This window comes from Ureibacillus galli (assembly GCF_014836845.1).
Taxonomy (GTDB): Bacteria; Bacillota; Bacilli; order Bacillales_A; family Planococcaceae; genus Ureibacillus; species Ureibacillus galli.
In genome coordinates, this window is record NZ_JACSQA010000022.1 from 26,245 (window position 1) to 42,558 (window position 16,314).

The 16,314-nt window shown below is 36.0% G+C and carries 14 protein-coding genes, 1 pseudogene and 1 riboswitch; of the genes and pseudogenes, 2 read left to right on the plus strand and 13 right to left on the minus strand.

Annotated features, from left to right (window positions below; all coding sequences use genetic code 11):
* Positions 1–15: 15 nt before the first annotated feature.
* From H9636_RS13520 to H9636_RS13560, 9 genes and pseudogenes are all read right to left on the minus strand, one after another.
* Positions 16–1,188, minus strand: a complete 1,173-nt coding sequence (locus H9636_RS13520) for an MDR family MFS transporter (protein WP_225230226.1) — start codon at positions 1,186–1,188, stop codon at positions 16–18.
* A 110-nt stretch (positions 1,189–1,298) separates the two neighbouring features.
* A pseudogene (locus H9636_RS13525) lies at positions 1,299–1,756 on the minus strand (GNAT family N-acetyltransferase).
* A 31-nt stretch (positions 1,757–1,787) separates the two neighbouring features.
* Positions 1,788–2,741 (minus strand): bile acid:sodium symporter family protein, encoded by a 954-nt coding sequence (locus H9636_RS13530; RefSeq protein WP_191708106.1) that lies wholly within the window; start codon positions 2,739–2,741, stop codon positions 1,788–1,790.
* 88 nt (positions 2,742–2,829) lie between these two features.
* Positions 2,830–3,795, minus strand: coding sequence for a quinone oxidoreductase family protein (locus tag H9636_RS13535; RefSeq protein ID WP_191708107.1), 966 nt, complete (start codon positions 3,793–3,795; stop codon positions 2,830–2,832).
* A gap of 334 nt (positions 3,796–4,129) precedes the next feature.
* Positions 4,130–4,423, minus strand: coding sequence for a VOC family protein (locus H9636_RS13540; RefSeq protein WP_225230227.1), 294 nt, complete (start codon positions 4,421–4,423; stop codon positions 4,130–4,132).
* Between the two features lie 97 nt (positions 4,424–4,520).
* A complete protein-coding gene (nrdF, locus tag H9636_RS13545; protein ID WP_191708108.1) occupies positions 4,521–5,495 on the minus strand; it encodes a class 1b ribonucleoside-diphosphate reductase subunit beta in 975 nt (324 codons plus the stop codon).
* Complete coding sequence (gene nrdE / locus H9636_RS13550; RefSeq protein ID WP_191708109.1) at positions 5,483–7,576, minus strand: class 1b ribonucleoside-diphosphate reductase subunit alpha; 2,094 nt, start codon at positions 7,574–7,576, stop codon at positions 5,483–5,485. Before nrdE ends, nrdF begins: the two co-directional genes overlap by 13 nt.
* A complete protein-coding gene (gene nrdI, locus H9636_RS13555) occupies positions 7,573–7,932 on the minus strand; it encodes a class Ib ribonucleoside-diphosphate reductase assembly flavoprotein NrdI (protein WP_191708110.1) in 360 nt (119 codons plus the stop codon). Before nrdI ends, nrdE begins: the two co-directional genes overlap by 4 nt.
* On the minus strand, positions 7,929–8,156 hold the full coding sequence (locus H9636_RS13560; protein ID WP_225230228.1) for a glutaredoxin family protein: 228 nt from the start codon (positions 8,154–8,156) through the stop codon (positions 7,929–7,931). Before H9636_RS13560 ends, nrdI begins: the two co-directional genes overlap by 4 nt.
* Positions 8,157–8,362: 206 nt before the next feature.
* Positions 8,363–8,545, minus strand: a riboswitch (cobalamin riboswitch).
* A gap of 186 nt (positions 8,546–8,731) precedes the next feature.
* Here H9636_RS13560 and H9636_RS13565 point away from each other — a divergent pair.
* On the plus strand, positions 8,732–10,171 hold the full coding sequence (locus H9636_RS13565) for a bifunctional metallophosphatase/5'-nucleotidase (RefSeq protein ID WP_191708111.1): 1,440 nt from the start codon (positions 8,732–8,734) through the stop codon (positions 10,169–10,171).
* A gap of 41 nt (positions 10,172–10,212) precedes the next feature.
* Here H9636_RS13565 and H9636_RS13570 read toward each other — a convergent pair whose 3' ends face one another.
* Positions 10,213–10,356: a YjcZ family sporulation protein gene (locus H9636_RS13570; RefSeq protein ID WP_191708112.1), complete on the minus strand. Its 144-nt coding sequence runs from the start codon at positions 10,354–10,356 to the stop codon at positions 10,213–10,215.
* 589 nt (positions 10,357–10,945) lie between these two features.
* On the opposite strand from H9636_RS13570, the gene H9636_RS13575 reads away from it, so the two are divergent.
* Positions 10,946–12,937 (plus strand): catalase, encoded by a 1,992-nt coding sequence (locus H9636_RS13575; protein WP_404817758.1) that lies wholly within the window; start codon positions 10,946–10,948, stop codon positions 12,935–12,937.
* Between the two features lie 290 nt (positions 12,938–13,227).
* Here H9636_RS13575 and H9636_RS13580 read toward each other — a convergent pair whose 3' ends face one another.
* The 3 genes from H9636_RS13580 to H9636_RS13590 all read right to left on the minus strand — a co-directional run bounded on the left by H9636_RS13580 (position 13,228) and on the right by H9636_RS13590 (position 16,248).
* Positions 13,228–14,541 (minus strand): M14 family zinc carboxypeptidase, encoded by a 1,314-nt coding sequence (locus tag H9636_RS13580; protein WP_191708114.1) that lies wholly within the window; start codon positions 14,539–14,541, stop codon positions 13,228–13,230.
* Between the two features lie 314 nt (positions 14,542–14,855).
* Complete coding sequence (locus tag H9636_RS13585) at positions 14,856–15,899, minus strand: M14 family zinc carboxypeptidase (RefSeq protein WP_191708115.1); 1,044 nt, start codon at positions 15,897–15,899, stop codon at positions 14,856–14,858.
* A gap of 148 nt (positions 15,900–16,047) precedes the next feature.
* Positions 16,048–16,248 carry a hypothetical protein gene (locus H9636_RS13590; RefSeq protein ID WP_191708116.1) on the minus strand — a complete coding sequence of 67 codons (201 nt, stop codon included), beginning with the start codon at positions 16,246–16,248 and terminating at the stop codon, positions 16,048–16,050.
* Positions 16,249–16,314: the final 66 nt, after the last annotated feature.

The window sequence follows — 16,314 nt, forward strand, 5'->3', positions numbered from 1 at the left end:
CCCCAATTTTTGATTTCAGCTACTTTTTGCTAATGCCTTCTTGTAAAAAATTAAGCTTGCTAACATAAGGACCGCAATAACAAAATAAATCTCGCCCTGGAAATGAATAAGAAGCCATCCACCAAAGACTGGTCCAATAAAACCACCAATATTTTTCAATTGCGATGCTCCTAAGTAAGTGGCCTTTTGTGTGTCTGGCGCTATCTCCTCGATCATGGCGTTCATCATTGGAAAAGCAAATATCTCACCTATGGTAAAAATCACCATGGCGCCAATGAAAAATGGCCAATTCGTAGCCATATTAAATAAAACAAAACCTGCTGCAAAGAAACACATTCCGATTACTAGACACTTTAACATTGAAATTTTTTCACTATATATACTAATTGGCAGCTGTAACAATAAAACAACGGCAGCGTTCGTAACAAGTAAAACAGAGAATAATTCAACTCCGTCTTCAATAGACAAATTAACAAATTGGGGCAGAGTGGAATCATATTGGGAGTAACCGAGATTGATTAACATCCCTCCTGCTATCAATAAAAGTAGCTTTGTATCGGTACCAACCACTTTGAACATTTGGAACAAAGTTTGCCTTTCCCTTGCCAGCTGTTGACGCATTTCGAAGTGATTTAACAGGAAAATAAGAATGATTCCGTAAGTAGCATAGATACTACCGGTTATAATAAAAGGCATGGATGGACTTGATAGATTTGAAATCCAAACACCTAACACAGGACCAATGACACCTGCAACATTTATAGCTGTATATCGGACCGAAAATAACCTTCTCCTTTTCTCCTTTTCTGTAAAATCAATCATTAAAGCCTGGCTAGCAGGTTCGAAAAACGATCTACATAAACCGTTTAAAGAACTAAGCACGATAAATACCGGTATGCTATTGAATAGGGCAAAACCAAAAAACACACCACTCCAAACAAAAATGGTAAATAGAATGACAAGTTTTCTCCCCACTTTATCTGTTAAAAATCCGCCAAAAAGACCACCAAAGGTTGCAAAAAGTTGTGCCACTCCAAGGGTTATCCCAATCATTAACGGGGAAGCATGTAATTCCCGCTGCAAGTACAAAGCTAAAAAGGGCAACGTCATGAAACTAGCGGCTCTTGTAAAAATCGTTCCAAATAAAATACTCCAAACTAACGGGTGAAAGTAAGTTAGTTTTTTCAAAATACCACCCCTATCGTCCATTAATACAAAAGAGGAATTGATAATGCTAAATGGACATTACAAAATTTATGAACTCTATAAAATTTACATTGGAAAAAGAGCTACACTCTTCAATGGGAGGTATCTAACTTCCATTCATAAAGAATATCAGGTAAACCTTCTTCATTTTCATGTCCTCTACCAATTATTCGAAACCCATGTTTTTCATAAAAAGCTTGTGCCTGTTTATTTACTTCAAATGTGTATAAAGTTAATTTTCCAGAAGACCGTTCTTTTGCCCTCGCTAATAAAACGGAACCAATGCCTAGACCTTGATAATCTAAATGAATATAAAGCTGGCTAATTCATGCTCATTGTAAGCAATCATTCCAACTACATGGTAATCAATTAGGGCCAGTTCAACTTTATACTCTTTAGGTAATAAATCATTTAAGAAATAAAGATGGTCATCAAAACTATGCCCTTCTTTTTGTCCGATGGCGTTCTCTTTACTATTCCTCCACATTTCCACAGTCTGTGTTGCATATGTACTGCTATATGGGATTATAGAAATTCTCGGCTTCCCCATCTGTTCACTCCCTTTCTTAATAGTTATTACTTTAATAGCTATTCGGGTAATATTTCACTTTATATTTTTCAGTGATTCTACTAAACTGGGATGCAAGTATTTGTTGAAATAACATCCCAAATACAACAGGCATCATCACTTTCGGTGGAAAGTATGTACTTGCAATGACGACCCCTACAGCAATATTACGCATTCCCCCTGTAAAAACAACAGTCGTTATAACTTCGGGATTTTTAAATAGGAAGTGTCCTAACCATAAGCACATTACATAACCAGAAATGGCCAGTAGCATCACAACTACAATAATTCCGAATATTCCCCAAGTAATGTTTTTCAAAAAAGGCGCAATAGCACTACTATTAATCATGACAATTAAAAAGAGACTAATTTTTTGAAAAGGGGCAAGGGGTTTGCCTACAGTAGTGTTGATTTTCCCTTTAGTCCACTCATTCAGTAAAACCGCTACGATTGATGGGATCACAATCATCCAAAGTAAATCAAGCATAATCGACATCGTTTCAATTTCAATGCTTTGACCGACTACAAAATGAACTAATAGCGGTATAACGACAGGTGAAAGAATTGTATCGATTAAAATAATAGATAAACAAAGAGCCAGGTGACCTCTACAAATACTCACCCATATAAAACTTGTAATGCCCGTTGGGACTGCGACAGATAAGACAAATCCAATCGTTAAGTAATGATCGTTAAAAAAAGTCTCCGCTATAAAATACGCCCATATTGGCATAAGAATATGTAAAAAAGCGATAGTGATTAAAATCACCTTCGGGTATTTCATAAAACTACGTAATCCTTGGAAATTCATACTTAAACTGCCTGCAAAGGTCATAAAGGCAAATAACCATGGAACTAAAAATAATAAATGTCCACCTATATCCTCAAGTAAAACACCTATTACCAAACTAAGCGGTGTTAATATCGGCATTAATTTTTGGAGGTGTTTATTTATAGCTGTTAACATTGCATAAAGCCTTCTTCCTCTTAAAATATTATTCTCACGTGGTCCTCCCTATTTAACGGAACTATTTTACTGAAGAAGACAAGCTGTTCTATATTTTGATTAATATTTTCCCTTCATATTGGCGACCTTCCATGAATTGATGTGCTTCCTGTACCTTTTCCAGAGGAAAAACTTTCGCAATCGGTAGTTGAATTTCTCCCTTTGCAAATAGTTCGATTACTTTTTCTGCTACAGGTTTTAAACGATTTGGATCATATTGTCTTGTTGTTCCTAAACTAAATCCTCTTACATTCCGACAACTACTATGCACATCGCTCGTTTGAAAAATACCTGCCTTACCGCTGCTATTTCCAAATTGAACAAGGGTGCCATATAAAGCTAAACACTCCATACTTTTCGTTGTTACTTCCCCTGCCATTGAGTCAAATATTATATTTGCTCCCTTTTGATTTGTTAAAGTTAAAACTTCTTCGGTAAACGTTTCATATGTATAAACAACGTCCGCACCTAAATTTAAACAATAATCCTTTTTTCTAATATTCCCTACTGTAGCGATAATTTTTGAGACTTGTGCTAGTTTTGCCAGTTGTATCAACATCGATCCAACTCCACCTGCCGCGCTATGGATCACAATTGTATCGGTTGCCTTCACCTGACCGATCTCATGCAATAACATATAAGACAATATCGATACAGTTGGCATAGCCGCTGCCTGTTCAAAGGAAAGGCTATCTGGAATTTTATAAACAAGGTCTTCATTGGCAATGACATATTCCGCATAAGACCCTGACTTTGGAAAGGCGATAACCCGATCTCCTTTAGAAAAGGAAGAATCTCCAGCCACTTCCTCGATCACCCCAGCACAATCGAGTCCTAACATCATCGGAAAGTTCCCTTTCCCCTTGTTCCCTACACGTTTTTTTATATCTGCGTAATTGACGCTCGTATAAGCAACCTTTATTAACACTTCTCCTTCTTGAATAGATGGTTTTTCGACTTCTGAATATTGTAGAACTTCTGTATCCCCAAACCGATTTTGAATAACAGCTCTCATTATTTACACCCCTTGTTCTTCTATCAACAGATGCTATGCATTAAAATATTCCCGTAACAATTACCACAATTATACATTAACTAAATAGTAAAAACAGCTTACATTTTGAACTAGCAAACTGTCTTTCATAAACAAAAAAGAATCCATTTCAAATAAAATGGATTCTTTTCATGTCTTTATAAATTTCACTTCATAGGAAGCTACTCGTTGTATAGATAGAAGTTAAAAATTCAACTCACAGTCATGGTGTTCCCATATATCATATAAATTACCATCTAAATCTTCTAAGGTGAAAAAACTACCGTTATCACTTCATAGCTTATTTTTCCTACAGTCAATTTCTTTGATAATAATTTTTTATGGAGACTTTCAATATCATTCGTAAAAAAGGTAGTAACCCTTTTTTTCTACCCGCTACTTCAAATACTGCTCTTGAATCATGATCACTTTTAAGCAGGTAAAGAATCGGTCTATTTCCAATAAATAAACTGATGGACTCCTCTGTTTTATGCCTTATATTAAAGCCAAGATTTTCTACAAACCAATTCGCAGATTTCTCTATGTCCTTAACCGGAATTACATTATAGGCAATCCCTAATACTTTACCTTCCTCTTCATGAGTTTTCATGTTCTCCCCCTTCAGTGAGTGCAAAATTCGATTATTTTATACTTCTACGAATTTAGGATAAATTCCTTTTAAAGCAATTCCATTTTTAAAAGCTAATTTACTTTCTTTCACCAAAATTGAATGTATCATCTGTAATCGGGGCTACTTTTGCTTTCGCGTAAGTTGACCCTTTTTGTGAGAAGAAGTCGTATGTCGATCCTTCGTTGCGAATGCCGTTCATTACGATTGGATTCACTTCTTCTTCTGGGAACATTGGGTCAAAACCAACATTCATAAGGGCTTTATTTGCATTGTATCGAACATATGACTTCACTTCAGGTGATAATCCCGTTTCTGCATAGACATCATCTGTATAAGCCATTTCATTATGGTATAAATCTAGTAGTAACTCATATCCCCAAACCTTTAGCTCATCCTGTTTTTCAGTAGAAAATTGTTTAAATAAATTTTGAGCGAAAAAGCCTACCGCAACCCCATGGATTGACTCGTCACGTAAAATTAAGGAAATCACTTCTGCCGAGTTGCGCAGAATCCCTTGTCCACCTAAATATAAAGGATAGAAAAATCCTGAGTAAAATAGGAAAGATTCTAGCATAACGGAAGAGAACATCGCTTTCCATAAAGATTCGGCGTTACCTTCTTCTATGCTGTTATAAATATCGCTAATTTTACTTGCTTTATATTGAAGATATTCATTCTTTTTTACCCATTCGAATAACTCATCAATCTCTGAATTCGTACAAAGAGTTGTGAAAATATAAGAGTAAGATTTAGCATGAATCGCTTCAAAAGCACCAAACACTGTAAATACCGCTTTCTCTTGTAAATCCGTTGCATAAGTAGCGATTTGATTCATACCAATATTCGTTTGCACCGTATCAAGTAAAGTAAGACCTGCAAAAACCTTCTTATAAGTTTCTTGATGCTCGAAACTTTGCCATTGTTTAATATCTTTACTTACAGCTATTTCTTCGGGAAACCAAATTTGCTTCCATTGCTGATCCCAAAAAATTTGAGCTAATTCACTCGTTGGTTTATTCCAATTGACTGCCTCATAAACTAGATTTGACATGCGACACACTCCTCTAATGTTTGTAAACGTTGACGGACATAGTAAACGGACTTAATTCCGCGCGACCATGCGTAAATATAAATTTTCGCTAGTTGCTCCGTTGTCCAAGCATCTGTTACGTATAGGGTCATAGAGATTCCTTGATCGACATGTTTTTGGGCAGCTGCATATAAATCGATTAGGTCATAGGCATTTACATCATAAGCTTCCACATAAAGGTGTGCATTATCATTATTTAAATGCGGCATCGGGTAAATTGTACGACTATCTGCGTAATCCCGAACCTCCACTCTTTCAGTACAAGGTGCGATCGACGCTGTACAGCTACGAATATAAGAAATGCTTCCTGTTGGTGCGATAGCTAATCGATAAGAATGGAACAGGCCATGTTTCATTACTTCTTCTTTTAAATTTTGCCACATCTGTTTTGTAATAACAGGCACCTTACCAAGGGCGTTTAATACTACCGGAGAAAGCTCTTTTTCTTCCTTCTCCACATATTGTTTAAAGTAAGCACCTGATGCATATTCGCTTTCTTCAAATCGATGGAATGTTTCTCCTCGCTCTTTCGCAATTTCCATAGATGTTTTTAAGGAATAATAGTTCATTGCTTCCATAAAGCAATCCATGAAGTCAATCGAATCCTTCGAACCATAAAGAATTCCTTGCGTCACTAGATGACCGTGTAGATTCATTGCACCAAGCCCAACAGAATGCATAATTTGGTTCGCTTTCGCAATAGACGGCACATTTTGAATATACGTCATCTGTGATACGTTCGTTAGTAAACGCATTGCCGTATCAACTAGTTGACCAAAGTCATCCGCCTTACTTGCGGCATGGATGTCGATGGAACCTAAATTACAAGAGACATCTAACCCGTATTCATTTGGCTCTCCTTGGTCAGTAATGACGCTTGTCTCTTGTACTTGAAGTATTTCTGTACAAAGATTAGACATTTTAACTCGTCCAATGTTTTTCAATGGATGAACATCATTTACATTGTCATCAAAAATTTCAAAAGGATAACCCGATTCAAATTGGGCTTTTTTCACTTCTGTATAAAGTCTGCGCGCATTTAATCGTTTAATTTTTCTGATATTTGGGTTATCTAATAATTCATAATACATTTCGGAGATGGATATTTCCGACATACGTTTCCCATATTCTCTATAAATATCATAAGGGCTAAATAATACGATATCTTTATCACGTTTCATTAGTTCAAAGAAAATACTTGGAATAATAATACCCGTTGATAAAGTTGCTAATCGGATTTTATCGTCCGCATTTGGCTTCTTGGAAGAAATAAAGTTTTCTATATCACCATGGAAAATATTTAAATATACAACACCAGAACCATTTCGTTGTCCTAATTGGTTGGAATAACTAAAAGCATTTTCTAACAGCTTTGCCACTGGAATAACACCACTTGCACGGTTTAATATTCCTTTAATCGGATCGCCAAGGGGACGTAAATCCGTTAAGTTAACCCCAACTCCTCCACCTAAACGGGATAGTTCTAAACAGTACCCAATATTTTCAGCAATACTATTCATCGAGTCATCCATCGATAATTTAAAACAGCTTACTAACTCACCACGAGCTCTTTTCCCACTGTTTAATGCTGTTGGCGTAGCAGGTTGATAAGCTTCCATCATCGCTTCCACCGCTCGTTCAGCAAGGGATTTGTCACCTTGAGCTAAATACAAAGCAATAATGACAATTCGATCTTCATATTTTTCTAGAATTTCTTCTCCGTCACGGCTTTTCAAAGCGTAGCTATCATAAAACTTACTTGCACTCATAAAAGATGGGAACCGGAAGTTGTAATCATATGCCTTTTTATACAATTTTTTAATAAAATCCATATCATAAAGCTCGATAAATTCTTTCTCATAGTACCCTTCATCTACTAAGTAACGAATTTTTTCTTCTACGTCGATAAAGTAACGTAGTCGAACGTTTACATACTCTAAAAAGTAACGACGTGTCGCCTCTCGATCCTTTTCTAATTCCAATTGCCCCGTAGAGCTGTAACGATTTAACACATCATTATTTAACTTTAAATATGTCTTCATACAAGTACCCTCGTTTCATAAAACTGTTGAATTGCTTCATAATCTGCTTGGTAACCACGTAAATCTAATTTCCTTACTAAAGGAATTTGATACTTGGCAGCTATTTTTTCCCCGGCACCACCGAAATTGCGAGGTCCAAAATTGCTATTACCACTTACCACTACTCCTTTACAATGGGCTTCATTTTGTTCTAAAAAGCGAGAAACCTTCGTTGGAATATCTCCGAAGCCATCCGTATAAGTAACTAATAGATAGGGCTTGTCTATCTGTAAATCTTCGCAAATTTCAATAGATTCCGCTTCTATTTTAGAAACGATATATCGTACGTTTCCAGTTCGACTTGCATAAGCAATCATTGATGAACCAACTCGATGTGGGAGATGATTTCATTTACATCTCCAATAAACTTCCCTTCATGTTCTAAAACAGGGACTGTTAAAAAGCCCGCATCGATTAACCGTTGTTTTTCAGTTTCATTATGATCAATATTAATAATCTCTACGTCTAATCCTGCTTGTTGTATTTCTGTTTTTACCCACATACATTTTGGGCAAATTGTTTTCGTAAATAGTTTCATCATACTAATCCCTCTTTCTTAAATCTATTAAACTTATATTAATTGCTGATGTTAGACAAAGTTTTGTATTTGCGCTAATCAGCTTTTACAAACGTAATTCGAACGTTAAAATAATAAAAGGCTATCTCTTCGAAAAGAAATAGCCTTAATGGAAACGTTCGTAAAATTGAAAAATAGTAACGTCTCCATTTCTCAATCCCCGAAGAAATGTCATCGCATTTTTATAGGCAGGTCTCCTGGCTTAGCTTCATTCTCCGATTCCCTTCCCATGCAAATGCACAGTGGCATTAAAAATCTTCGTCAGCTTCACAGTTGCGGGGGCAGCGTCGGGATTCTGACCGAACTTCCCTTTTAAACTACATATAGTAGTACCTAACAAAAATGAACACAATATATAGTTTTTATCTTCTGGAATTAGTTTAGCATACTCCCCAGGATTATGTAAATGAATAAAATCGCCTTTTCCAATTCATACCCTTTTAAACCCTTATTCTACTTTGTTTTACATATGAAAAATAAAAAATCTACTGATTCAAAATTCAAATTATGCTATAACAAAAAATACAGAGGTGAGGTTTATGACGATAACCATTTTAATTACGAGTGACTTACATGGTAGATTAGATCGTTTTGAGCAACTATTTCATCAAATGAAAAGTTTAAAAGCCGATTTAGTCATCGATAATGGAGACTTTTTAGACGGTAGCCCAGCCACATTTTATTACAAGCATATAAATTACAAGGAAATCCATCCTATGATTACCCTTGCAAACGAATTGTATGATGTGGCAGTTTACGGTAACCACGAATTGAATGACCATCTTCCGAAAATCAAAAAGTTACACTCCCAATTTCAATTTCCTTGGATTAGTTGTAATATTGGGAACTTTTCCAAACCCTATTTCACCAAAATCATTGAAGGAAAAAAATTTATTGTCATTGGTGCTACAACCCAATTCACCCCACTATGGGATGAACACGGATATTTAACTGAACTTCCATTCCAATCCGCTCTAAAGTCGATTCAACATTGGGTTACTTTTGTAAAGACTTATGAAAAACCCGATTATTTAATCGTTTCCTATCATGGTGGATTCTCAGAAGACCCTTTAACAGGAGATGTTTTTCAAGAACGTATAGGTGAAAATGAAGCAAATGAAATTTTAGAGTTAACGGAAGATATCGACCTCCTTATAACAGGACATCAACATTTATATTTCAATAAGAGGATTCGCCAAACATTAACGGTTCAGCCGGCTTCCCACGGAAAAGGCTTTATCGAAATTCAAGTAAACTTCCACGGTGAAATGAAACAAAGTCTCGCTAAATTCCACCAGTTAAAAGCTATCCAGCCATCCTATCCTTCAGAGGTAGAGCAATGGTTAGATGAAGAAATTACTTACATAGTACAAGATTATACATACCAAGGATTATTAAATGCTCGTTTATCGAGCCACCCTTATATACAGCTGCTTCATGACATGCAGATGAAGGCAACAGGTGCCCAAATTTCCGTATGTGATTTATCTTTCTTAGAAAAGGGAGGATTTAAAGGAAGCATTACGAACCGAGATATCGTATTAAATACGAGAGAACATACCCTTAAAGTTATTTCCTTATCAGGATTTGAAATAAAGCAGTTGATGGAAAGTAGTGCTGCGATTTTTGATTTGAACAAAAATGGAGAAATCGATTTTCGGACGAATGTCTATCCTGGAACGCCCCAACCTTATCAGTATGATTTTTGGGGAGGTCTCTCTTATACAATCGATATAAGGAATCCTATTGGAAATCGAGTAAAGGATATTTCCTTTAAAGGTGAGCCGATAAAAGAAGAAATAAATTATATGGTTGTCCTAAACAGTTATCGATTAACTGGCTATGATTTCCCATTATTAAAAGATCGGGATATTCTTTACGAAACAGCTAGTACAGTTCCCTTCCTACTAAAAGATTATTTAAAAAAGGATATGCCTATTGATGTACCGCATCACGGGTCATTTAAAGTAATTTATTAAAAGAAAAAGCCCTCCAAAATTGGAGGGCCCTCACTGGTTAATTAGTAGCCACCGTAGCCACCGTTCCAGAAATAAGCACCAACAATAATTAATAGGATGAATAAAACAACTAGTAATGCAAAGCCTGAGCCATTGCCATAGTCGTTACCGCCGTAACCGTAATCACCACCAACGTTTTTACCCAAATCGAACACCTCCTCATATTCATTTCAATACATCATATGTAATCTTGATGGCGAGAACTAGACGAATGTATTGGTCGTGAATTTTTTAAATTTTCTTCATTCCTTACTCCAGTTAAATAGTAATATGAGAGAAATACGATGAAAGTATAAAAATAGATGAAAGTGAAGGATTTCAGTTATTCCAGAACTAAATATTACTGTCTTTCGCGACAAGTCTAAGTAAAAATAACTTCAAACTTTCTAATGAAAATATACTAATCCTCTAAAGACTAACCAACACCCACTCCACAACAACTTTAAATATATTAATACTTTAAAAATTCTAGAAGCTCCTTAGTTCTTTTTGAATGAAGGAGTTTTTTAAGTAAACGACTTCATTCAAAAACTTAGAATTTGCGTAGAATTTCCCACTAACCATTAGGTAATTTATACTTTTTTCTATTTACCTTAAATTCTTCTAAAACCCTTCTACTCCAAACAATTCTAACTATTATTCTAGCAATTGATTACGCAAATTAGAGGTTTCATCTATTTGATTCGAGGAATACATTAAATAGTTACAACATTTAGATAAATGGAGGAATTTTACATGAGTAATAAAAAACTACGTCAATTGGAAGCGTATAAGGTGGATGACAATAATAAACCCCTTTCAACAAATCAAGGTCTACTCGTGTCTGAAGATGAACATTCATTGAAAATTGGTTCACGTGGTCCGACGATTATGGAGGATTTCCATTTCCGAGAAAAGATGACTCACTTTGACCATGAACGTATTCCAGAACGTGTGGTCCATGCAAGAGGAACAGCTGCTCACGGTGTTTTCGAATGTTATGAAGATGCGAGTGACATCACAAAAGCTAACTTCTTATCAGCTAAAGGGAAACAAACACCCGTTTTCGTTCGTTTCTCTACAGTAGCAGGATCTCGTGGTTCTGCGGATACTGTACGTGATGTTCGTGGATTTGCTACAAAATTTTATACGGAGGAAGGAAATTATGATCTAGTGGGCAATAATATTCCCGTTTTCTTTGTACAGGATGCCATTAAATTTCCAGATTTTGTACATGCAGTAAAACCCGAACCTCATAATGAAATTCCACAAGCGCAAAGTGCCCATGACACTTTCTGGGATTTTATCGCGAACAATCAAGAAAGCGCCCATATGGTAATGTGGCATCTGTCTGACCGTGCTATTCCTCGCAGTTATCGTATGATGGAAGGTTTTGGCGTAAACACGTATCGTTTTGTCAATGCAGCGGGCAAATCCCATTTTGTAAAATTCCATTGGAAACCGAAATTAGGCGTACATTCACTCGTTTGGGATGAAGCCCAAAAAATTGCCGGAAAAGATCCTGACTTCCATCGTCGTGATTTATATGAAAACATCGAACAAGGGAATTTCCCAGAATACGAACTAGGTGTCCAACTAATAGCTGAAGAAGATGAATTCAAATTCGACTTCGATATACTAGATCCGACGAAAATTTGGCCTGAGGAAGAAGTACCTGTTCGTATCTTAGGCAAAATGATACTGAATAAAAATGTAGATAATTTCTTTGCTGAAACAGAACAAGTTGCTTTCCATGTAGGACATGTTGTACCTGGCATTGATTTTTCAAACGATCCTTTACTACAAGGACGTTTATTCTCTTATACAGATACACAGTTGATTCGGTTAGGTGGTCCTAACTTCCATGAGCTACCTATCAATCGCCCAGTATGTCCATTCCATAATAATCAGCGAGATGGATATGGACGTCAAACCATTAACGTCGGACCTGTAAGCTATCATAAAAATTCAATTCAACAAAATACACCTAGTCCAGTTTCTCCTAATGATGGAGGATATGAACATTATCAAGAGAAAGTTGAAGGTGTAAAGATACGGGCAAGAAGCAAATCATTCGAGGATCATTTTTCTCAAGCTCGTATGTTTTGGTTAAGTATGACAGATATTGAAAAGGAACATATTCTTAAAGCCTTTAGTTTTGAGGTAGGAAAAGTAACTCGTGTGGATATTCGTCAGCAAGTAGTCGATATGTTTGCGAACGTTGATGTAGATTTAGCTACACAACTTGCTATGAATGTAGGAGTTCAACCGCCAAAAATCAAACAACATGTTCAAATAAACAAAACTTCTCCTGCTGTTAGCATGTATGCCAACCCTATATTCTCAACAGAAACAAAAAAGGTAGCAATGATTATTAATGAGACAACCGAAGACTTAGCCCAAATTATGAATGCATTAAAAGCTCAAAAAATAACAGTTGAATTAGTTAGTGATAAACAACAAACCATTCTTGGATTTACGGTAGACCATACGATGGATACAACTTCTCCCGTTCTTTACGACGGAGTCATCATTGCAGGGAAGTTTAATAATCCAAAAACTAAAAATAAATTAAACCACTTCATTGATGAGACATACAATCATTACAAACCACTTGCCCTTTTAGTGCAACCAAATTCTACTCAACAAGTACAACCTGGTGACGAAGGAATTGTCCAAACCGTGGAATCTTTCATTGAAGCCCTACGTATTGGACGTCATTGGAATCGTGCAACAGCCATTGGCTAATAAATAATGAGATTAACTTATTTCACTTTCGTTTAGTTGCATCTTTAGATAGAAACAATAAAAAGAGCATGTTTTGATTCGCTTTCAAAACATGCTCTCAAATTTGTACACTTCTTAACTAATACCACTCAAACTCACGAAAAGTCTTTTAGAAGGTTGTCATTTACTATGTCAAATAAAGAAATGATGTAAATTAAACAAAACAAGAATCGAAGAACTGGGACAACAATAGAAAGAGATTGTCCCCAATAAATTTAAGAAGATAGCCAAAAAAAACTATCACTTAATTATTATTCGTTTCTTGATGTTGGATCACTTATGGAATTTGAAGCCTCAGGAATATCATCATAAACTTTCGTATCAACTTCATAAACGGAACCATCTGCAAGTCCTTTAAACACTGCGAAGAGTGGTTGAGTAACCGTTTCTTTCAGCATACCAGCCTGCTTTTGTCCTAACGTTTGGCTTTGACCTTTAATTTCAATTAACATAATGGAAGTATCATTTAGCGCAAACGCCCCTAAAGCTGTACCAGGTAAGTTTACATCAGGATATTTCTGAACAGCTCCAAAATGGGATTGACCTTTTTGTAATGTTAATGCAGATAAAGCATTGACTTGTTTCGCAAGTGTCAATACGTCTTCATCCACTTCATACTGCTCACCTGTAAATGGATCTGTATATGGATCAGCAACAGCTGCAGCGAATTGGACAGGTACAGATCGATTATCCTCATCAGAAACTGTATTGAAACCACGGTGGTGTACATCTACATATACATCCGGTTGGAACTCTTTGAATACACTTGTTACAGTACGTGCTTCTGCAGTGACATAGAAACCTCCGTATCTGCTATTATTTGTTGATTTAGAGTTTAAGAACGAAGCGACCTCACTAAGGTCTTGGTTTTCTACTCTAAAGTCTAAATTTGGATTATAGTCTCGGTTTTGATCATAGCCAGGAATACCGTAAACGACACGCCCTTCATTATTTTGAGCCCTTTCACTACCATCACTATTGTAGTACCATGGTGCTAATGTATCTGCTGGAAGACCGATATTTTCAGGTAACCATGTTTGATGTGTATAACGTGTAGGGTACCATTTCCCTTCATATTGGTTATCAGCTCCTTCAGGATTAATACGAGGCATTATCCAGATGGATACGTTTTCTAAAATTTCTTTAACTTCCTTTCCGCTGGAGGAAAGCTTTTGAATAATATCAATAGCCGCTTCGGCTCCGATTTGCTCATTTCCATGAATCTGAGCAGTAATTAAAATACGTTTTTTATTTGGATCATTGTCCCCAAATTTCGCTACATAAATTGGTTCCCCTTTATCCGCTTCAGTTTGATAACCATCGGGAGCAAGGTTGGAATATCCAGCAACCTCTAGCTTCATCTTACCATTGGAAGAAGCTTCGAGCTTTTGCAATTTAGTTGCTAATTCTGCATTTGACATATAACTTGATAGAGAAATATTCTGGTTGTCTTCAATGTAAGGTCCGTTCGGTGTAGATTGCGGATTTGCGTAGGCTGCAGATGATACACTTACAGTTAGCGCCAACGCTGTTGGTAAGATTACTTTTGAAAACTTCTTTTTCATAAAATCCCTCCTAAGTTTACTTGTCCCAATTTCCAATTTATTTTGGGGCTCGAAATAGATTGTACATGATTGGGACGGAAAACAAAACGGAATATTTTATCTTTTCAGAAAATTAAGTCTTTGTTAATGTAATTTTATTTTGATTAGGGATTACAAGACTAGTAGACAATGCAAACTTTAATATTATTCTCCCCCACCTAGGTAAAATAGAATATTTATTCTCAAAATCTTTCATATAAAGATTAATATTTCACATAAAAAAGGAGCCATTTGAAACATTTCATTAAATGGCTCCTTTCTATTCAATTTTACAGTTATTCTTCAGAAGGACGTTGAGTTTGTGTGTCCAATGTGTCCCAGAAACTAATATCTGCATTGTCAATTGAGCCATCTGCAATTGCTCGAACAGTGGCATCAAGAGTCGTAACCGTTTGTTTAATTAAATAACCATTACTTTTTTGACCGATTACCCGAGATGGATCTTCATGGTCGGACATTCCGCGCATTTCAAATAATAGTGTCGCGATATCGTATTGAACCGCTGCACCGTTACGGCCAATATTTTCCCCACTTCCACCATTATATTTTCCAATATGGCCCCAACCTGTTGAATCAACAGCATTAAATACGACTGCACCAAGTTTTTTTGACTTCTCTAAAACTTCCGGTTTTACATTTGCATTTGTCGGATAGAGCATCGAACCGGATACTAATTTCCCATCTCGTTCATAATCCGTACCTTGATGATGAAGATCAATCATATAATCAATATCATACTTTTGAAGAACGTTCTCATGAAGTGCTTGTGTTTCAGGTTGTAATTTATCTACATGATCACGATTCAAGTCAGTTCCAACTGCATTATAACGTGTTAAATGACGTCCTCCATCCGCTACATAATCTTCAAGGGAAAAGTCTACATCCCCCATTGCACCGTCTGCATTTAACATCGGTACAATTAGGACATTGACATTTTCAAGAACACCTTTTGTTTTATTTGTCCCTAGATGCTTAATAAACTCTAATGCACCTTCTGTAGTTAATTGTTCATTTCCATGTTGTTGCGTTAAAAATAGGACAGTTGGATTATTTGGGTTCGTAATATATTTTGCCAAATAAATATCTCTATTTTTTACCGTTTGTCCAATTACTTCAAGCTCCATCGCTCCTTGTTTTGCATCTTGTTTTTTGAGGTACTGTACCATTTCTTCGTAAGTATATAGATTGGACGTTTGAATTGATTCATTTCCATTATAACTTGGACCTTCACCGACCGCATAAACTGGTAAAGCAGCCGGAGCCACAGCCCCTAATGTCATGATTCCCGTTAACGATAGCGCAAATAATTTCTTTTTCATGTTATCCCTCCACATTCAAAAGTCTGAATATTTTTATTATTCATAAATTAATATAATCTATTAAACCTTCGAATGTATATAGAAGAAAACTATCATTATTATTAACTAAATATAGTTCATATATCATAAATTACCATTAATGGGTATGTTAATTAAATTTATTATTATGTCCTAATAGTTCCCTTTTTACCTTTAAATAGGCATAATTAATCTCTTTATAATCATTTTCATGTTCATCGATTAACTGAAGGAGAAATTCATTTAACGTTTCGGTTTTCTCACCGAGTATTTTTTCCATAATATATACTTTAAATTGCTCTTCATAAAAAGCGATCGAATGCGATGCCATCTCTTTCCACTCCTTTTCATTCCATAAAAAAAGCATCTTTCCTACTGTGAAAGATGCAGCTATGAC